General features: G+C 73.6%; 17 protein-coding genes and 1 pseudogene. 8 read left to right on the top strand and 10 right to left on the bottom strand.

Annotated elements, in window-relative coordinates:
• Positions 1-2 precede the first annotated feature (2 nt).
• Positions 3-1,292 (bottom strand): MFS transporter, encoded by a 1,290-nt coding sequence (locus O7604_RS28895; protein WP_281578395.1) that lies wholly within the window; start codon positions 1,290-1,292, stop codon positions 3-5.
• Positions 1,293-1,352: 60 nt separating this feature from the next.
• On the opposite strand from O7604_RS28895, the gene O7604_RS28890 reads away from it, so the two are divergent.
• Both O7604_RS28890 and O7604_RS28885 read left to right on the top strand, forming a co-directional pair.
• On the top strand, positions 1,353-1,910 hold the full coding sequence (locus tag O7604_RS28890) for a CGNR zinc finger domain-containing protein (RefSeq protein ID WP_281578394.1): 558 nt from the start codon (positions 1,353-1,355) through the stop codon (positions 1,908-1,910).
• Between the two features lie 66 nt (positions 1,911-1,976).
• Positions 1,977-2,444, top strand: a complete 468-nt coding sequence (locus O7604_RS28885; RefSeq protein WP_228532080.1) for a cytidine deaminase — start codon at positions 1,977-1,979, stop codon at positions 2,442-2,444.
• A gap of 16 nt (positions 2,445-2,460) precedes the next feature.
• Here the strand turns inward: O7604_RS28885 and O7604_RS28880 are convergent, their stop codons facing one another.
• Positions 2,461-2,820 carry a YciI family protein gene (locus O7604_RS28880; protein ID WP_281578393.1) on the bottom strand — a complete coding sequence of 120 codons (360 nt, stop codon included), beginning with the start codon at positions 2,818-2,820 and terminating at the stop codon, positions 2,461-2,463.
• 4 nt (positions 2,821-2,824) lie between these two features.
• Entirely contained in the window at positions 2,825-3,757 is a 933-nt protein-coding gene (locus tag O7604_RS28875) for a MerR family transcriptional regulator (RefSeq protein WP_281578392.1), read from the bottom strand.
• A gap of 105 nt (positions 3,758-3,862) precedes the next feature.
• On the opposite strand from O7604_RS28875, the gene O7604_RS28870 reads away from it, so the two are divergent.
• From O7604_RS28870 to O7604_RS28855, 4 genes are all read left to right on the top strand, one after another.
• Complete coding sequence (locus O7604_RS28870) at positions 3,863-4,909, top strand: iron ABC transporter permease (protein WP_281578391.1); 1,047 nt, start codon at positions 3,863-3,865, stop codon at positions 4,907-4,909.
• Between the two features lie 146 nt (positions 4,910-5,055).
• On the top strand, positions 5,056-6,045 hold the full coding sequence (locus O7604_RS28865) for an iron ABC transporter permease (protein ID WP_281578390.1): 990 nt from the start codon (positions 5,056-5,058) through the stop codon (positions 6,043-6,045).
• Complete coding sequence (locus O7604_RS28860; protein WP_269700658.1) at positions 6,042-6,929, top strand: ABC transporter ATP-binding protein; 888 nt, start codon at positions 6,042-6,044, stop codon at positions 6,927-6,929. The genes O7604_RS28865 and O7604_RS28860 overlap by 4 nt, the downstream gene beginning before the upstream one ends.
• A 32-nt stretch (positions 6,930-6,961) precedes the next feature.
• The gene (locus O7604_RS28855; RefSeq protein ID WP_281578389.1) at positions 6,962-7,906 is read left to right on the top strand and encodes an iron-siderophore ABC transporter substrate-binding protein; all 945 of its coding nucleotides are present in this window, start codon (positions 6,962-6,964) and stop codon (positions 7,904-7,906) included.
• A 55-nt stretch (positions 7,907-7,961) separates the two neighbouring features.
• Here the strand turns inward: O7604_RS28855 and O7604_RS28850 are convergent, their stop codons facing one another.
• The 4 genes from O7604_RS28850 to trmB form a co-directional block, all read right to left on the bottom strand.
• Entirely contained in the window at positions 7,962-9,221 is a 1,260-nt protein-coding gene (locus O7604_RS28850) for an Nramp family divalent metal transporter (RefSeq protein ID WP_281578388.1), read from the bottom strand.
• Positions 9,222-9,479: 258 nt separating this feature from the next.
• Positions 9,480-10,127: a hypothetical protein gene (locus O7604_RS28845; protein WP_281578387.1), complete on the bottom strand. Its 648-nt coding sequence runs from the start codon at positions 10,125-10,127 to the stop codon at positions 9,480-9,482.
• Between the two features lie 119 nt (positions 10,128-10,246).
• Positions 10,247-12,751 carry a DEAD/DEAH box helicase gene (locus O7604_RS28840; protein WP_269700654.1) on the bottom strand — a complete coding sequence of 835 codons (2,505 nt, stop codon included), beginning with the start codon at positions 12,749-12,751 and terminating at the stop codon, positions 10,247-10,249.
• A 117-nt stretch (positions 12,752-12,868) separates the two neighbouring features.
• Positions 12,869-13,555, bottom strand: coding sequence for a tRNA (guanosine(46)-N7)-methyltransferase TrmB (gene trmB, locus O7604_RS28835; protein WP_281578386.1), 687 nt, complete (start codon positions 13,553-13,555; stop codon positions 12,869-12,871).
• A gap of 79 nt (positions 13,556-13,634) precedes the next feature.
• On the opposite strand from trmB, the gene O7604_RS28830 reads away from it, so the two are divergent.
• Positions 13,635-14,216: a hypothetical protein gene (locus O7604_RS28830; protein ID WP_281578385.1), complete on the top strand. Its 582-nt coding sequence runs from the start codon at positions 13,635-13,637 to the stop codon at positions 14,214-14,216.
• A 473-nt stretch (positions 14,217-14,689) separates the two neighbouring features.
• Positions 14,690-15,328 (top strand): annotated as a pseudogene (locus O7604_RS28825) (class F sortase); the annotation flags it as partial.
• A gap of 279 nt (positions 15,329-15,607) precedes the next feature.
• Here O7604_RS28825 and O7604_RS28820 read toward each other — a convergent pair.
• From O7604_RS28820 to O7604_RS28810, 3 genes are read right to left on the bottom strand one after another with little or no spacing between them, the layout of a single operon-like run.
• On the bottom strand, positions 15,608-15,922 hold the full coding sequence (locus O7604_RS28820; protein ID WP_281578384.1) for an antibiotic biosynthesis monooxygenase: 315 nt from the start codon (positions 15,920-15,922) through the stop codon (positions 15,608-15,610).
• A 25-nt stretch (positions 15,923-15,947) separates the two neighbouring features.
• Positions 15,948-16,745 (bottom strand): exodeoxyribonuclease III, encoded by a 798-nt coding sequence (locus tag O7604_RS28815; protein WP_281578383.1) that lies wholly within the window; start codon positions 16,743-16,745, stop codon positions 15,948-15,950.
• 37 nt (positions 16,746-16,782) lie between these two features.
• Positions 16,783-17,703 carry a PAC2 family protein gene (locus tag O7604_RS28810; RefSeq protein WP_120570641.1) on the bottom strand — a complete coding sequence of 307 codons (921 nt, stop codon included), beginning with the start codon at positions 17,701-17,703 and terminating at the stop codon, positions 16,783-16,785.
• Positions 17,704-18,093: the final 390 nt, after the last annotated feature.

Below are 18,093 nucleotides of genomic sequence, written 5' to 3'. Positions count from 1 at the left end.
GGTTACCGGGCGCCGCCGGCATCGGCTGCCACGGGCGCGGGTGGGGCGCCGGGGACCGGACGCGCATCCTCGGGGCGGCGCAGCGTACGGATCCGGCGGGTGAGCATCGGCAGCGTGGACAGCGCGAGGCCGGCGGCGCCGGCTGCTACCGCTGCCCGGCTGCCGAGCGCTTGCCCCAGGAAGCCGCCCCCCGCTGCGCCCAGCGGGAGGACGCCGTAGATCAGGAAGCGGTAGCCGCCGTTGCTGCGGGCCAGTTCGTCGCGCGGGATGACGGTCTGCCGAAGCGTTACCGAGAGGACGTTGGCCACGCCGAGGCCGACGCCGCTGACGAACTGCACCGCCGCGAGACCGACCGCCAGGGTCGCGGTGGACCCGGAGAGCGTGGCGATCAGCAGTGGGGTGCCGGTGGACAGCGCCAAAGCGCTGACGAACGTCCGGCCGTAGCCGAGGCGGCGGGCCGCCGCCAGCGAGCCGAGGGTCCCCAGGAACGCGCCGACGCCGGCCGCGCTCAGGGCGAGCCCGAACCACCCGGCGCTCAGACCTCGATCGGTGACCACCCAGATCACCAGGTTCACGGTGAGGATCTGCGCCGCGCCGTTGTAGAGGGTGGCGTGTGCGGTCAGGGCCCGGAGCCAGGGGTTGACGGCGACCACTCGCAGGCCGTCGAGGATTCCGGCGCGTCGCGTACCACGGGCCGGAACCGGTTCCGGCCGGCGGGCCCGGCCCACACCCACCGCGCTGGCCAGATAGCTCGCCGCGTCGAGTGCGAGGGCCGGCGCCGGGCCGGCGATCTGGGCCAGCGCTCCGGCCAGGCCAGGACCGGCGACCTGCGCCGCCGTGCTGGAGCCCTGGACGGCCCGGTTGGCTGAGGGCAGGTCCGTCTCGTCGACCAGGGTCGGCAGGTAGGCGAACCCGCCGATGTCGAACACCACCCCGGCCGCCCCGACGACCAACGCCACCGTTACGAGCAGCGGCAGCGAGAGTGCCCCGGCGATGAACGCGGCAGGCACGACGGCCAGCGCCGACGCTCGGACCAGGTCGGCCGCGACCATGAGCCGCCGTCGGCGGCGCCGGTCCAGCCAATGCCCGACCAGCAGGGGAAGCAGCAGGTTGGGCAGGTGACCGGCGGTGGCCACGGCGGCGACGCCGGCCGCTCCGGCGTCCAGCGTCACCGAGGCGACGAGCGGCAGGGCGACGACGGTGACCTGGGCGCCCAGCACGGAGATGGTGTGGCCGGACCAGTACCAGCGGAAGTCGCGGTTGCGGGCGAGAAGCGAGGACCTGGTTACCATCACTAGCCTCCATCCAGTAACGGTTACCGGATGAGGATGCCATGCCGGTAAGCTCGCCGCATGCGACAGCCAGGTGACCGCGCTCCGGCCCCAGCGCCGCTCACCCTGATCCAGGACCTGGCCAACACCTGGGACATCGAGGCCGGGCGGGACACCCTGCGCACCGCCGAGGACCTGGCCGCGTTCTGTGCCGCCCGGGGCATCGCGCTCACCTGTGCGGACGACGACGTGGTGACCGCACGCGCCCTGCGTGAAGGGCTGCGCGACGCCTGCCAGGCGCACACCGGCGCCGACCTGTCGCCGCCGACCCGGCAGACGCTGGCCCGGTTGTTCGACCGGGCCCCGCTGACCGTGGCGTTCGACGAGGCCGGGGGCGCGCGGCCGGAGCCCGCCCCGGGGCTGGCCGGCGCGGACGCGCTCGTGGCCGAGATCGGGCGGGCCGTACTCGATGCGGTCGCCGCCGGCACCTGGCAGCGCCTGAAGGCGTGCGCGGCGCACGGCTGCCGGTGGGTCTACTACGACCACAGCCCCGGCGGGCGGAGCCGCTGGTGCACGATGGACATCTGCGGCGCCCGGGCCAAGATGCGCGCTTACCGGGAACGCAAACGGCCTGGCTGACGAGGATCGCCGGCCGCCGCGACTAGAGTTGCCGCCGACGGGGTCCGACGAGAGGTGGGGATGATCATGCGGGACACCGACCGGGCGCTCGTGCAGGCCGCCACCGCCGTCGCGAAGCTGCGCTGCCGCAGCGACAACCACACCGTCGCCGCCGCCGTACGCAGCACCGACGGCCGGGTGTTCAGCGGCGTCAACGTCTACCACTTCACCGGCGGCCCGTGCGCCGAGGTGGTGGCCCTCGGGGCCGCCGCGACCCAGGGCGCCGGCGAGCTGGAGGCCATCGTCGCGGTGGGGGACCGGGGCCGGGGCGTCCTGCCGCCGTGCGGGCGCTGCCGTCAGGTGCTGCTCGACTACTTTCCGTCGATCAAGGTGATCGTCGGCCCGCCCGACGGGCTGCGCGCGGTCCCGATCGCAGACCTGCTGCCCGAGACGTACGTCTGGTCGGACCAGCAGGTCGAGGTGCCGGCCGGACCGCGTGCCCCGCTGTGGCCCACCCCTGTGGTGCCGGGAGTCCGGCAGGCCGCCGAGGACTGACCCGCGCCCGCGACGCTCAGTCGCCGGCTGCGGCCTCCAGCATCGAGCGGGGCACCGGCACCCGCTCGAAGCGGACCTGGCCCTCCGGCACCATCCAGCTGCTGACCTGCGCGACGAGCCGGCCCGCGCGGACCGCCGGGTCGTTGGCGTACAGCTCACGGGCCATCTGCGGGTCCACCGACAGCACCACGAAACCGCGGACGCGCCCGTCGTCGCCGTCCAGGAACGGCCCCGCCGCGAGCACCGCGCCCTGCTCCACCAGCCCGGCCTGGTGCGCCAGGTGGGCGTCCTGGATCCGGTCGAGGGCGTCGGGCGGCAGCTCCGGCGCGTCGTCCGGACGGACCAGGAGCACCACCGTGTGCCTGTCGAATCGCATGACCTCAGGCTAGGTGCTGCCGGGCCTGTAGTGCCCGGATCGACCAGTCCAGCACCGGCGCCAGGCTCTCGGCCGGTGGCCAGCCGTTGACCAGCGAGAGCAGCTCCAGGTACCGCTCGCGGCGAGGGTCGCGCGCGGTCCGCAACCGGTCCAGCATCCGCCGGCGCAGGTCGGCGTCGTCCGGCCGGCCACAGAGGCGCGCGTACCGTTCCGCGACCCGGGCCAGGACGGCATCGGCGCCGGGCGAGGCCGGCTCGACACCGGCGGCCAGCGCCGGGGCCACCTCCTCCCGGACCACGGCGACCACGTCCCGGCGCACGCCTTCGACGCCGGCCCGGTCCGCCGCGTGCTGCTCGACCAGCCAGCGCAGCCCGGCCCGGAATCCCGGGTCCAGAGCCAGCTCGGCCAGCTCCACCCACGCCTCGATCTGGGCGTCGTCCGGATCGTCCGGCAGCTCCGGCGTCAGCGACCGGCGGATGCCCACGAACCCCGGATCGGTCAGGCCGCCGAACGCCGCGTCGAGGAACTCGTCGGCCAGCCGCCGTCGCTCCCGCGCGACCAGGCCGGCCAGCCGGTGCAGCAGTTCGGCCTCGGACGGGGTGGCCCCGCGCCGGGCGATCACCGTGAGCACCGCGCGGCGCGTCCGCAGCAGCCGGATCTGCGCGGTCAGCGCGTCCGCGTGCGCCGAGGCGACCTCGGCCAGGGTGACCTCCCGGGTCACCACCCGGCGCACAGTGGGCAGGTCCACACCCAACTCGCGCAATGTCCGTACCAGGTCGAGCCGGGCCACCGCGGCCGCGTCGTAGCGGCGCTGACCGGCCGGTCCCCGGTCGGTGGGCGGCACGATGCCGCGGTCGGACCAGAACCGGATGGTCTTCACCGGCAGCCCGGCCCGCCGGGCAAGGTCACCAATCGAGTAGTGCTCCGCACCGTCCATGGCATCCACCTTTGCGCCTCCCCCTGGTGGAGGCGCAACCCGCTCAGGTACGCCTTAGCAGGTCAGCTAAGGTAAGGCGCACCTAACCGGAAGGCGAAACCCCTCGTGACCACCGTCGCCGTCCGGCCCGCGCGGGCCGGGGCCCCCGTCCGCCGCGGCACCGTCCGCCGCGTCGCGGTCACCGTGGCGGCGGCACTCCTGCTCCTGCTGGCGCTGCTCGCCAGCCTGGCGCTCGGCAGCCGGCACCTCCCCGTCGACCAGGTGTGGCACGCGCTCGTCTCTCCGGATGGCGGCGACGCCACCACTGTGGTCCGGGAACTGCGGCTGCCGCGTACCGTCCTCGGGCTCGTCGTCGGCCTCGCGCTGGCGCTGGCCGGGGTGCTGTTCCAGGCGGTCACCCGCAACCCTCTGGCCGAGCCGCGCATCCTCGGCATCAGCGCCGGAGCCTCGTTCGGCGTGGTCCTGGCCATCGCCGTGTTCGGGGTGGGCACGCTCGCCGGGTACGTCTGGTTCGGCATCGCCGGCGCGCTGCTCACCGGGCTGCTCGTGTTCGCCGTCGCCAACCGCGCCCGCGAGGGCGCCAGCCCGGTCACCCTCGCGCTCGTCGGCGCGGCCCTCGACGCCGGTCTCGGCGCCCTGGTGTACGCGCTGCTCAGCATCGACGCCCGCACGTTCGAGGAGTACCGCTTCTGGGTGGTCGGCGGGCTGACCGGCCGGGATGTCGGCGTGGCCGGGCAGGTGCTGCCGTTCGTGATGGCCGGGGTGCTGCTGGCCGCGCTCGCCGCCCGTGGCCTGGACGCCCTCGCGCTCGGCGACGACGTGGCCCGGGGACTCGGACACCGGGTCGCCCTGGTCCGGATCGCCGCCGGGGCCGGTGGGGTGCTGCTCACCGGCGCCGCGGTGGCCGCCGCCGGGCCGATCGCCTTCGTCGGGCTGGCCGTGCCGCACCTGGCCCGGGCGCTCGTCGGCGCGGACCAGCGGTGGACGCTCCTGGTCGCCGCCCTGCTCGGCCCCGCGCTGCTGCTCACCGCCGACGTGGCCGGCCGCCTCGTCGCCCCGCCCGGCGAGATCCCCGCCGGCATCATCACGGCCCTGCTCGGCGCGCCCCTCCTGGCCTTCCTGGTCCACCGAGCCAAGACGGTAACGACATGACCCGGCCCACCCCCCACGCCCGCGATCTTGCACTCGCTGCCCCGGCGGACGGGACATTCCGGGCACCTCAAGGGCCCGAAGCGCAAGATCAACGAGGTGGGGGAGGCAGGCCGCGCGGGCGCGGGGTGCTGCGTGTCGGAGCCGTCGTGGTGCCGTTCCGGTGGCGGCCGGTCGTGGTGGCGGTGGTGCTGTTCGTGCTGCTCTGCCTCGCGGTGGTGGTCAGCCTGTCGCTGGGTACGCCGTACGTCGCCCCGGTGGACGTGGTGCGGTCGCTCTCCGGCGCGGGTACCCCGTACGACCTCGTGGTGCGCGACCTGCGACTGCCTCGCGCGGTCCTCGCGGCGATGGCCGGGGCGGCCTTCGGCGTGGCCGGCACGCTGATCCAGAGCGTGGCCCGCAATCCGCTGGCCAGCCCCGACGTCATCGGCGTCACCCAGGGCGCCGGGCTGGCCGCGACGATCGCGCTGACCAGCGGCGCCGCGGCGGTGCTGGTGGCGCCGGCGGCGCTGCTCGGCGGCCTGGCCGCGGCGGTGGCGGTGTTCGCGCTCGGCGCCCGGCACGGCCTGGCGGCCCAGCGGTTCGTGCTCGCCGGTGTGGCGGTGGCGTTCGCGTTCCGGGCGCTGATCGAGGTGGTGATGCTCACCGCCGACCCGATCGACGGGCTGCGCGCCCAGATCTGGCTGATCGGCACGCTCGCCGGCAAGGGGTGGAGCGAGGCGGCCTGGATCGCCGGCACGCTCGCCGTGCTGCTGCCGGTGCTGCTCTGGGCCGGGTGGGCGCTGCGCAGCAGCGCACTCGACGACGACACCGCGCGGGGGATCGGCCTGCGGCCGGTGGCCCGGCGGCTCGGCCTGGCCGGCACCGGTGTGCTGGCCGCCGCGATGGTCACCGCCCAGGTCGGCGCCGTCGACTTCGTCGCACTGGTGGCCCCGCAGGTGGCCCGCCGGCTGGTCCGCGCCGAGCGTCCGCCGCTGCTCTGCGCCGCGCTGCTTGGCGCGTTGCTGCTGGTCCTCGCGGACCTGGGCGCCCGCCGGCTGCTGGCGCCGACCCAACTGCCGGCCGGCGTGCTCACCGCGGCGATCGGCGGGCCGTACCTGATCTTCGTGCTGCTGCGCACCCGAGGGAGGCGGTCGTGACCGCGCTGCTGTCCACCCGCGACCTGGTCGTCGGCTACGAGGGCCGCACCGTGCTGGACGGACTCGACCTCGACCTGCCGGCCGACACGTTCACCGTGATCGTCGGACCGAACGCCTGCGGCAAGTCGACGCTGCTGCGCACGATGGCCCGGTTGCTCACGCCCCGGCGCGGCGCGGTGCTGCTCGACGGCGCGGCGATCCGCGACCTGCCGACCCGGGACGTGGCCCGGCGGCTCGGCGTGCTGCCGCAGAGCCCGCTGGTGCCCGAGGGGATCACCGTGGCCGACCTGGTCGGGCGCGGACGCCAGCCCTACCAGCGGTGGTGGCGGCAGTGGTCGGCCGAGGACGGGCGGGCGGTCGAGGAGGCCATGCGGCTGGCCGACGTCAGCGCGCTCGCCGACCGTCCCGTGGACACGCTCTCCGGCGGGCAGCGCCAGCGGGTGTGGATCGCGATGACGCTGGCCCAGGACACCGACGCGCTGCTGCTGGACGAGCCGACCACGTTCCTCGACCTGGCCCACCAGGTGGAGGTGCTGGACCTGCTGCACCGGCTGCGCGCCGAACGCGGCCGCACCGTGGTGGCCGTGCTGCACGACCTCAACCAGGCGGCCCGGTACGCCGACCACCTGATCGCCATGCGCGACGGCGCGGTGGTGGCCGCCGGCAAGCCGCGCGAGATCCTCACCGCGGACCTGGTCCGCGACGTGTTCGGGCTGGACTGCGTGGTCGTGCCCTGCCCGGTCAGCGGCGCCCCGCTCGTGGTGCCGGCCCTCACCCAGACCGGGTCCACCCGGACCGCGCCCGCCCAGGCCGGCCCCACTCAGACCTCGGCCGCTCCGGCCGTCACGCCGGCCACGGCCGGCGCCCCCGTCGGCGACGCCTGAGCGCGCCGACCCGCACCACCGAAAGGAACCTGATGCGTCGTCTCGCCGTCGCACTCACCGCCGCGCTCGCTCTCGGCGCCGGCCTCACCGCATGCGGGGAGAGCGATCCCGTCGCCGGCACCGGTACCGGGGAGACCCGGGAGATCACCCACGCCATGGGCACCACCAAGGTGCCCGCCGAGCCCAAGCGCGTGGTCGTGCTCGACACCGACAAGATCGACACCGCGCTGTCGCTGGGCGTCACCCCGGTCGGCGCGGCGACCGCCGGTGAGGCGAAGAGCTGGCCCACCTACTTCGGCGCGGACAAGCTCGCCGGCATCACCGAGGTCGGCGTGCTCACCGAGCCGGACCTGGAGGCGATCAACGCGCTCAACCCGGACCTGATCCTCGGCAGCAAGTTCCGCCAGGAGAAGTTCTACGACGAGCTGGCCAAGATCGCCCCGACCGTGTTCACCGAGAAGGTCGGCATCACCTGGAAGGAGAACTTCCTCCTCGACGGCGCGGCGCTGGGCAAGGAACAGCAGGCCAAGGACCTGCTGGCCGAGTACGAGAAGCGGGCGAAGGACTTCGGCGCCAAGCTCGGCGACGCGGAGTCCCGCAAGGTCTCCATCGTGCGCTTCATGCCGACCGAGATCCGCCTGTACGGGCCGGACTCGTTCTCCGGCATCGTCGTCGGCGACACCGGCCTGGGCCGCCCCGAGCGGCAGATGCTCGCTGGCAAGGAGGACAAGCGCATGGACCGGGTCAGCCCGGAGCGCATCGCCGAGGCCGACGGCGACGTGGTGTTCGTGACCGCGTACGGCGAGAAGGCCGCCGCCGAGCAGGCCAAGGTCACCGGGGGCACGCTGTGGAAGGGCCTGTCCGCGGTCAAGGCCGGCAAGGCGCACGTGGTCTCCGACGAGATCTGGATGACCGGCATCGGCGTGGGCGCCGCCAACAAGATCCTGGACGACCTGGAGAAGTACCTGGCCGCCTGAGCCCCGATCACCCGCGCCCGTCCCGCCGCACAGGCCGGACGGGCGCGGGCGTGTCTCAGCCCGCCAGTTGCCAGAGCAGGAACGCGTTGAGCGCCACCACGAACGCGGTGATCGCCACCGCGGCGGCGGTGGTGGCCCGGCGGTTGACCAGGCTGCCCATCAGGTCCCGGCGGCGCGTGAACAGCACCACCGGGATCAGCGCGAACGGGATGCCGAAGCTCAACACCACCTGGGACAGCACCAGCGCGCGGGTCGGGTCCACGCCGATCGCGAGCACGACCAGCGCGGGCAGCAGCGTGATCATCCGGCGTATCAGCAGCGGGATCCGGCGGCGCAGGAAGCCCTGCATGATGATCTCGCCGGCGTACGTGCCGACGCTCGTGGAGGCGAGACCGGACAGGAGCAGGGCGACGGCGAAGCCGACCGCCGCGGCCGTGCCGAGCGTGGTGGCGAGCCCGGCGTGCACACCTTCCAAGGTGTCGGTGCCGGGGATCGAGGTGCCGTGGAAGCTGCTCGCGGCGACCAGCAGCATGGCCAGGTTGACCGCGCCGGCGACGCCGAGCGCGATCAGCACGTCGATCCGCAGGCCCTTGGCGATCACCCGCCGCTGCGTCTCGCCCTCGGCGGGCAGGCGGTTCGGGGTCAGCGCCGAGTGCACGTAGATGACGTGCGGCATCACCGTCGCGCCGAGGATGCCGGCGGCGAGCAGCATGCTGTCGGTGCCCTGCATCCGGGGCAGCAGGCCGGCCGCGGCGTCGGAGACGTCCGGTTGCGCGCTGACCAGGTTGACCGCGAACGCCAGCACGATCACGCCGAGCAGCACGGCGATGGCGATCTCGAACGACCGGAAACCCCTGGCGCGCAGCGCCAGGACGGCGAACGAGGCGGCGCCGATGATCAGGCCGCCGGGCAGCAGCGGGACGCCGAACAGCAGGTACAGCGCGACCGCCCCGCCGATCACCTCGGCCAGGTCGGTGGCCATGGCGACCAGTTCGGCCTGCGCCCACATGACCCGGTTGAGCGGCCGGGGCAGGTGCTCCCGGCACAGTTCGGGCAGGCTGCGCCCGGTGGCCAGGCCGAGCTTGGCGGTGAGCGTCTGCACCAGCATGGCGGCCAGGTTCGCCGCCACCACCACCCAGACCAGCAGGTACCCGTACTGCGCCCCGGCGGTGGAGTTGGTGGCGAAGTTGCCGGGGTCGACGTAGGCCACCGCGGCCACGAACGCCGGTCCGAGCAGGATGAGGCGGCCCCGTACCGGGCGCGGGGCGGGGGCGGTCCGCAGCGGGGGTACGACAGGCGAGTCGTTTGTTACCACTGGTGCTCCTCGACGGACGACGGTCGGCGGGACGACGAACGGGGGGCGAGGCGGAGTCAGGCGGGTTGTTCCCGGCTATTACTCACATATGCCACCAATCTGAGGCGCAGAGGGGAAAGCGCCACGAGGGACAGTGCCGCCCGCTGCGGCGGCTCCTGCGGCCCGGTCGGTCGCCCCGGGCGCAGCACGCCGAACGGCCGTCCCGGGTGCGGGACGGCCGTTCGGTGGGGCGGCGGTGAGCCGGATCGGACCGTTCGGTCAGGCGGCGGTGGACCAGATGGCCCGGAACGCGGCCGCCTCACCGGCCAGCCACTGCTCGATCTGCTCGGGCTTGACGTCGGCGGGCATCCGGTGCGCCTCGCCGCGCCGTACGTCGACCAGGACCGGCTCGGCGTGCGGCAGTACCGCGTCCATGTGCCGGGCCATCAGGTGCAGCGTGGCGAGGGTGGCCTCCTCACTCGGCGGCGCCTCGTCGAAGTGCAGCCGGATCGCCTCGGCCCGGCCGTCGGCGTACCGGACGCCGAACTGTGGGTTGATCTTCACGGGCAGGTCACCCAGCATCGCGAGGGCGTCGCGGGTCTGGGCCAGGTCGACGCCGGCCGGCTCGCCCAGCGAGTGCAGCCAGCGGGTCGCGCCCGGCACGAGCGTCTCGTAGAGCGGGCGCCAGCGCGGCTTGACCAGGTCGACGACCTGCGCCAGGTGCGTGCCACCGGTATGGAAGGCGACGTCGGCCTTGAGCGCCTTGACGAACTGGCCGTGCGGGTTGAAGCCGTGCCGGCTGGCCCGTTGCCGGCGCAGCCCGCCGACGAAGGTGGCCTTGGTGGGGCCGGTGCGGTCGACGTACCGGGTGAATCCGAGGAGGGTGGCGTAGGGGGTGACAGGGGTCGCGGAGGTGGGCGCAGTCACGAGCATCCTCCCAGGTCAGCAGCTCGATTAGTACATACATTCTAATCGACAGGTCTGACATCGCCCAGGGTACGAAAAGGGCCGCCCGGACATCCCGGGCGGCCCTTTTTCGCGTAGTCCTAGAGCTGGCCGACGTCGGTGATCCGGACCGCCGCCGCGCCGATCTCGTCCGAGGCCGCGAGGTCGATCTCGGCGCTGATGCCCCAGTCGTGGTCGCCGTCCGGGTCGTCCAGGATCTGCCGGACGGTCCACCTCTCGCGGCCCTGCTCGATCATCAGCAGCGCGGGCCCGCGCGCGTCCGGTCCCACCCCGATGGAGTCGTACGCCTCGAAGTACGGCTCCAGCGCGTCGGCCCAGGCGTCGGCGTTCCAGCCGTCACCGGCGTCCAGCTCACCGAGCAGGTCCCAGCGGCGCAGCGCGGCCAGCTCGACCCGGCGGAACATCGCGTTGCGCACCAGCACCCGGAACGCCCGCGCGTTGCGCGTGACCGCCGGCGGCCGGTCGTCCAGCGAGGCCGCGACCTCGGCCACGTCCGACGGGTTGCGCAGCCGCTCCCACTCGTCGATCAGGCTGGAGTCGACCTGGCGGACCAGCTCGCCCAGCCACTCGATGAGGTCGACCAGCTCCTCGGTCTTCGCGTCCTCCGGCACGGTCTGGCGCAGCGTCTTGTACGCGTCGGCGAGGTAGCGCAGCACCAGCCCCTCGGACCGGGACAGCCCGTAGAACTGGACGTACTCCGGGAACGTCATGGCCCGCTCGTACATGTCGCGGACCACCGACTTGGGGGAGAGCTGGTGGTCGGCGACCCACGGATGCCCCTGCCGGTACATCTCGTACGCGGACTCCAGCAGCTCGGCGAGCGGCTTGGGCCAGGTCACGTCGTCGAGCAGTTCGAGGCGTGCCTCGTACTCGATGCCCTCGGCCTTCATCGCGGCGACCGCCTCGCCGCGGGCCTTGAACTGTTGCGCGGACAGCACCTGGCGCGGGTCGTCCAGGATCGACTCGATCACGCTGAGCACGTCGAGCGCGTACGACGGGGACTCCCGGTCGAGCAGCTCGACGGTGGCCAGCGCCAGCGGCGACAGCGGCTGGTTGAGCGCGAAGTCGAGCTGGAGGTCGACGGTGAGGCGTACCCGGCGGCCGGTCTCGTCCGGCTCGGGCAGCTCCTCGACCACGCCGCCGGCGCGCAGCGCCCGGTAGATGGCGATGGCCCGGCGGATGTGCCGGCGCTGCGCGGCCGGGTCCTCGTGGTTGTCGGTGAGCAGGTGCCGCATCGAGGCGAACGCGTCGCCGGGGCGGCCGATCACGTTGAGCAGCATCGAGTGGCTGACCTGGAAGCTGGAGGTGAGCGGCTCCGGCTCGGCCTCGACCAGGCGCTGGAACGTCGGCTCGCCCCAGCCGATCGACCCCTCCGGCGGCTTCTTCTTCACCACCTTGCGGCGCTTCTTCGGATCGTCGCCGGCCTTCGCGAGCGCCTTCTCGTTCTCGATCACGTGCTCGGGGGCCTGCACCACGACCCGGCCCAGCGTGTCGAACCCGGCCCGTCCGGCGCGGCCGGCGATCTGGTGGAACTCGCGGGCCTTGAGCAGCCGGGTGCGGGTGCCGTCGTACTTGCTCAGGCCGGTGAACAGCACGGTACGGATCGGCACGTTGATGCCGACGCCGAGCGTGTCCGTACCGCAGATGACCTTGAGCAGGCCGGCCTGGGCGAGCGTCTCGACCAGGCGGCGGTACTTGGGCAGCATGCCCGCGTGGTGCACACCGATGCCGTGCCGGACCAGCCGGGACAGCGTCTTGCCGAAGCCCGAGGTGAACCGGAAGTTGCCGATCGCCTGCGCGATCATGTCCTTCTCGGCGCGCGTGCAGACGTTCACGCTCATCAGCGCCTGGGCGCGTTCCAGCGCGGCGGCCTGGGTGAAGTGCACGACGTACACCGGGGCCTGCTTGGTCTCCAGCAGCTCCTCCAGGGTCTCGTGCAACGGCGTGGTCGCGTACGAGAAGAGGAGCGGGACCGGCCGCTCGGCCGAGCGGACGACGGCGGTCGGCCGCCCGGTACGCCGGGTCAGGTCGTCGACGAAGCGGGTGGTGTCGCCGAGCGTGGCCGACATCAGCACGAACTGGGCCTGCGGCAGCTCGATCAGCGGCACCTGCCACGCCCAGCCCCGATCCGGCTCGGCGTAGAAGTGGAACTCGTCCATGATCACCTGGCCGACGTCGGCGCGGCGGCCCTCGCGCAGCGCCAGGTTGGCCAGGATCTCCGCGGTGCAGCAGATGATCGGCGCGTCCGCGTTGACGCTGGCGTCGCCGGTGAGCATGCCGACGTTCTCCGCGCCGAAGACCTCGCACAGCGCGAAGAACTTCTCCGAGACCAGCGCCTTGATCGGCGCGGTGTAGAAGGTCGTCCGGTCGTCGGCCAGCGCGGCGAAGTGCGCCGCGATCGCGACCAGGCTCTTGCCCGAGCCGGTCGGCGTATTCATGATCACGTTCGCGCCGGAGACGATCTCGATGACCGCCTCCTCCTGGTGGGGGTAGAGGTCCAGGCCGCGCTCGGACGCCCAGGAGGCGAACGCGTCGTAGAGGGTGTCGGGGTCGGCGGTCTTCGGCAGCGCGGCGGTGAGAGTCATGGCGGCTCCCATCGTGCCTGGATCCCACCGCGCCGCGCCAACCGGGTTCGACGCCTCGGGTTCGCTGCATCGGCTTCAGCGCACCGGGCTCAGCGCGCAGGGCTCAGCGCACCGGCTTCAGCGCCGCCGGTGGATCAGGTCGAAGACCTCTCGGCCGGCGGTCAGCGCCCGGCGTTCGAACTTCGTCACCGGCCGGTGCGCCGGACGCGGCGCGTAGCCGCCGTACACGTCGACCAGCTCCGGGTCGGCGGTGAGCGTCTCGCGCATCGACTCGGCGTACTGCGCCCAGTCCGTCGCGCAGTGCAGCGTGCCGCCCGGCGCCAGCCGGGACCGCAGCAGCGCCACGTGCGCCGGCGCGATGATCCGCCGCTTGTGGTGCCGGGTCTTCGGCCACGGGTCGGGGAAGAAGACGTGCACCGCGTCCAGGCAGCCCTCGGGCATGGCCCGGACCAGGTCCAGCGCGTCCCCCTCGGCCACCCGCACGTTGTCCAGACCGTGGCGTTCGACCAGCTCGAGCAGGTTGGCGATTCCCGGCGTATGGACCTCGACCGCCAGATAGTGTCGGTCCCGGTCGGCCGCCGCCATGGCGGCGGTGGCGTCGCCCATGCCGGAGCCGATCTCCAGCACCAGCGGCGCCCGTCGTCCGAACAGCGCCGTCGGATCGCACGCCCCGTCGAGGGCGGCGATCTCGAGGCCGTACGCGGGCCAGAGCCGGTCCAGCGCGTCGCGCTGCCGCTCGCTCATCCGTCCGCGACGCGGATGGAAGGTGCGGATGCGGGTGGCGGGAAGGTCGGTGAGGGTCACAACGAGCCGAGCCTAGCCCGGATCGGATGTGATGTGCGGCCGGGGGTGAGAGGATTCATCCCGTACGCCGGGAGGGGTCATGGGGTCGTTGAGGGTACGTGAGGCGCTGCTGGTCGCGGTCGCCGCGTGCGCCGCCCCGCTGGTCGGCGCGCTGCCCGCCCAGGCCGCGCCGCGCGCCGCCGAACCGGTGCCGGAACAGCCCCCGGCCGACGTGATCTTCGTGGAGGTCACCCCGGGCACCGTCTCGCCCGGCTACCTCGTCGGCATCAGGGCGAGCTGCCGGAACAACTCCGTACCGGCGATCGTGACCTCGGACGCGTTCGGCAAGATCCAGGTGCAGCCGCAGCGCGGCCTGCTCACCGCCTCGCCGATGGTCCACGAGCGCACCCGGCCCGGCAACTACCGGGTCAAGCTGGAGTGCCCGGGCGGGGAGACCGCCTCGACCATGCTCCAGGTGGTGAAGCAGGGACAGCCCACCCGGCAGCCGAGCCACGGGCCCAGTCATCTGCCCAGCCGCGGCCCGGCGACCGGCTTCGGCGGCACCGCCGGTCCCGACCTCGGTGGCCTGCTGGTGCCGGTGGGGCTGGCGGTCACAGTGGTCGGCGCCGGGCTCGGCGTGGCCGCGTCCCGCCGGCAGGCCCGCGGCGCCGCCGGACGCTGAGGCCCGCCATGGCCGAGCACATCGTTCCGCCGTCCGCCGGATCCCGGCGCTCCGGCCGGTCGTTCCTGGCCCTGCCCCCGCCCGCCGCGCCGCCCGCCGACGCCGCTCGCCCACCTCGGGTCGGCTCGCCCGCCGAGGTGGCTCGTCCGTCGCGGGCCGGCTCGCCGTCCGTCGACGCCGCTCGCCCGCCTCGGGTCGGCTCGCCCGCCGAGGTGGCTCGTCCGTCGCGGGCCGGCTCGCCGTCCGTCGATGCGGCCCGGCCCTCCAGGGCTGACCCGGCCGCCGCCAGCCGGAGCGGGCCGACCGCCGGCTCGCCGGCCGTGCCGGTCTCCGGGGCGCGGCCGTGGATGCCGCCGCCTGCCGCGTCGCGACCGTGGTACCCGCCGTCGGCTGATCCGCCGACCCTGCGCCCACGGCCTGCCGGGCCGCCGCCGGTCGAGCCGCCACCGGCGTCGCCGGGCAGGGGGGATCGGGGCCGGGGTTCCTGGTCGAAGCCGCTGGCAGTGGTGCTGGTGCTGGTCGGTGTGTTCGCCACCGGCGCCGGACTCGGCCGCACGGCCGGGCCGTTCGACTTCGCCGACGCGTCGACCGAGTCGAGCCGGTCGAGCGGTTCGGGCGCCGGGGCGGCACCGGCGAGTGCGGCCGCGCCGGTCCGGAAGCCCGCGAGCCGGCCGGTACGCCTGTCGGTGCCGGCCATCAAGGTCAACGCGCCGGTCACCCCGGTCGGGCAGGCGAAGGACGGGTCGGTGGACGTACCGCCGCTGACCGAGCACGACCAGACCGGCTGGTACGACAGGGGAGCGGTGCCCGGCGACCCGGGCCGGGCGATCATCGTGGGTCACGTCGACACCAAGAGCGGCCCGGCCGTCTTCTACCGGCTGCGCTCGCTCAAGCCGGGTGCCAAGATCACGGTGACCCGCGCGGACCGCAGCGTGGTGACGTTCAGGGTGGACAGCGTCGAGTACTTCGACAAGGCGAACCTGCCGGCCGCGCGGGTCTACGGCGACTCGGGCCCGGCCGAGCTGCGCCTGATCACCTGCGGCGGCGAGTGGGTAGGCGGCCGGACCGGCTACCAGGACAACGTGATCGTCTTCGCGTCCCTCGCTCGCTGACCGCTCCCGCCCGGCCTGCCCGACCCGCCCTGACCACGTCGATCATGAGGTTAGCGGCGCAGGTTGCCCGCTTCGTCCCCGCCAACTTCATGATCGCCGAGCGGAGACGCGGAGCGCCGGGACCGTGGGAGATCTTGGTAGGAAACGGCCCCTATGGGGGCCCAAATCTTCCAAGATCTGCGCGCGCCCCGGCCCTGACCACGTCGATCATGAGGTTGGCGGTGACGAAACGGACGCCTGGCGCCGCCAACTTCATGATCGACCGGAAAGAAAAGGGGGTCAGGGGGTGGCGGGGACCTGCTGGACCACCTCGAACTCCAGCAGGGTGGCGCCGGTGGCGACGGGCTTGCGGGGTTCGCCGCCCTCGGCGTGCGCGGCCCGGGACGGGCCCTGCGCCCACGCCTGGTACGCCTCCTCGCTCTCCCAGCGCGTGTACACGAAGTAGCGGGTGTCCCCGGCGACCGGGCGCAGCAGCTCGAAGCCGAGGAAGCCGGGGGAGTTCTCCACCGCGCCGGCCCGGCCCGCGAACCGCTTCTCCAGTTCCTCGCCGGCACCGGCCGGGACGTCGATCGCGTTGATCTTCACGACAGCCATGGGTCCACCCTAACGAGCCCTGGACTCAGAACGTCTCGACGGCCGGTACCAGGTCCGCGTCCACCACGATCGGGGCGTGGTCGGAGGGGCCCTTGCCCTTGCGGGCCTCCCGGTCCACGTACGCGGAGCGGACCGCGCGGGCGAACGACGCGCTGGCGTACACCAGGTCGATCCGCATGCCCTTGTTCTGGTGGAACATCCCGGCCCGGTAGTCCCAGTACGTGAACGGGTGCGGCCCCTTCATCGGCGTCGGCACCACGTCCTCCAGTCCCAGGTCGCGCAGCGCGGCCAGGGCGGCCCGTTCGGCCGGGGTGACGTGCGTGGAGGTGACGAACAGCGCGGGATCCCAGACGTCGGCGTCGGTGGGCGCGACGTTGAAGTCACCGCAGACGGCCACCGGCAGGGGACCGGCCACCTCGGCTTCCAGGGCGTCGCGCAGCGCCGCGAACCAGGCCAGCTTGTACGCGTAGTGCGGGTCGTCCGGCGCGCGGCCGTTCGGCACGTACACCGACCAGACCCGCAGCCCGTCGCAGGTGGCCGAGATGGCGCGGGCCTCGGGCTCGGGGAACCCGGGCTCGCCCGGGAAGCCGACCGCCACGTCGGCCAGCCCGACCCGGGACAGCACTGCCACGCCGTTCCACCGCCCGTCGCTGTGGCTGGCCACCTCGTAGCCCAGCTCGCCCACCTCGGCGACCGGGAACGCCCCGTCGGGGCACTTGGTCTCCTGCAGGCACACGACGTCGGGCTTCGTGGTGGCCAGCCAGTCGAGCAGCCGGGGCAGGCGGGCCTTCACCGAGTTGACGTTCCAGGTCGCCAGGCGCATGCCCCCAGCCTGCCGCATCCCCGCCCGCCCCGCCCGGTCAGCGCTCCGGGGTGTCGCCGGGGCGCGTCTGCTCGGCGAGGAAGCGTTCCAGCTCGGCGCCGAGTTCGTCGGCGGTGGGCAGCGGCCCGGTCTCGCCGGCGAGCAGGTTCTTCTCGCCCCGGCCACGGGCGAACGCGTCGTACTGCTCCTCCAGCGCCTGGACCAGCGTCGCCGCCTCCTCGGTCTGGGTGACCTGGCGGTCGATCTCCACCCGGACCGCCTCGGCGGCGGTGCGCAGCGTCTCGACGGGCAGCAGCAGGCCGGTGCTGCGGGACACGGCGGACAGCAGCGCCTCGGCGGCGGCCGGGTACTCGGCCTGGGCCACGTAGTGCGGCACGTGCGCGGCGAAGCCGAGGGCGTCGCGCCCCTGCTCGCCGAGGCGGTACTCCAGCAGGTGGCCGACGCCGGCCGGCACCTGCACCTTCTGCAACCACGGCTCGTGTCCGGCGATCAGTTCCTTGCGGGTGGCGTGCGCGGTGACGCCGCTGGGCCGGGTGTGCGGCACCGCCATCGGGATCGAGTTGAGCCCGACGGTGAGCCGGACGTCGAGTCGGGCGCAGAGCCCGGCGACGGCGGCCACGAAACGCTCCCACTGCAGGTCCGGCTCGGGGCCGGTGAGCAGCAGGAACGGGGTCTCGTCGTCGTCGCGCAGCAGGTGCAGCTCCAGCGCCGGGGCGTCGTAGGACTCCCAGTGGTCCTCGACGAACGTCATCACCGGGCGGCGGGAGCGGTAGTCGAAGACCTGGTCCACGTCGAAGCGGGCGATCACCCGGGCGTCGAGCGAGGTGAGCAGCTGTTCCCGGGCCAGCCGGGTGGCGTTTCCGGCGTCGACGAAGCCGGTGAGCGCCTGGATCAGCACCGGCTGGCCGAGCTCGGGCAGCTCGTCGGTGAGTTCGTAGAGCTCGTGTGGATCGAGCACCGGTGGGGTCCTCCCTGTCGACGCGTACGGGGGAGCGCCGAGCGTGCGGCCTCCCCGATTCGGCCAACGTACCGGGGCGGGTGGTCCATTCCGTTACGGCACATCCGATGCCCGGATGATGATCACGATTCGGCTACGCCCCGGTCCGGCGACCCATATCCGGATCGTCCGAACGGACGAGTTAGTCGATCATCGGGCGGGACCGGGAGCTCTGCGAGGTTCGTGCCCGCCTCGTGGTCGACCCGGGCGCACGGGTGATTGGCCCGGTTCCCGAGGTCTGCCGCGCACTGCGACGGGCTGTGGTGCGATGCCCGGATTGCGACAGCCAGAGTGTGGCGAGGGCCACCCTTTGGGCCTGGGTGATCCCGGTTTGCCCTGCCTAGCCTCGTC

It is taken from the genome of Micromonospora sp. WMMA1947 (assembly GCF_027497355.1).
Classification (GTDB): domain Bacteria; phylum Actinomycetota; class Actinomycetes; order Mycobacteriales; family Micromonosporaceae; genus Micromonospora.
The sequence above is the reverse complement of the archived record's forward strand: the minus strand, read 5'-3'. Positions and strand labels throughout refer to the sequence as shown.

Excerpts from the sequence above, each read along its gene's own strand:
- O7604_RS28895 (WP_281578395.1), bottom strand. The coding sequence starts at position 1,292 with ATGGTAACCAGGTCCTCGCTTCTCGCCCGCAACCGCGACTTCCGCTGG.
- O7604_RS28890 (WP_281578394.1), top strand. The coding sequence starts at position 1,353 with ATGCGACAGCCAGGTGACCGCGCTCCGGCCCCAGCGCCGCTCACCCTG.
- O7604_RS28885 (WP_228532080.1), top strand. The coding sequence starts at position 1,977 with ATGCGGGACACCGACCGGGCGCTCGTGCAGGCCGCCACCGCCGTCGCG.
- O7604_RS28880 (WP_281578393.1), bottom strand. The coding sequence starts at position 2,820 with ATGCGATTCGACAGGCACACGGTGGTGCTCCTGGTCCGTCCGGACGAC.
- O7604_RS28875 (WP_281578392.1), bottom strand. The coding sequence starts at position 3,757 with ATGGACGGTGCGGAGCACTACTCGATTGGTGACCTTGCCCGGCGGGCC.
- O7604_RS28855 (WP_281578389.1), top strand. The coding sequence starts at position 6,962 with ATGCGTCGTCTCGCCGTCGCACTCACCGCCGCGCTCGCTCTCGGCGCC.
- O7604_RS28840 (WP_269700654.1), bottom strand. The coding sequence starts at position 12,751 with ATGACTCTCACCGCCGCGCTGCCGAAGACCGCCGACCCCGACACCCTC.
- O7604_RS28830 (WP_281578385.1), top strand. The coding sequence starts at position 13,635 with ATGGGGTCGTTGAGGGTACGTGAGGCGCTGCTGGTCGCGGTCGCCGCG.
- O7604_RS28820 (WP_281578384.1), bottom strand. The coding sequence starts at position 15,922 with ATGGCTGTCGTGAAGATCAACGCGATCGACGTCCCGGCCGGTGCCGGC.
- O7604_RS28815 (WP_281578383.1), bottom strand. The coding sequence starts at position 16,745 with ATGCGCCTGGCGACCTGGAACGTCAACTCGGTGAAGGCCCGCCTGCCC.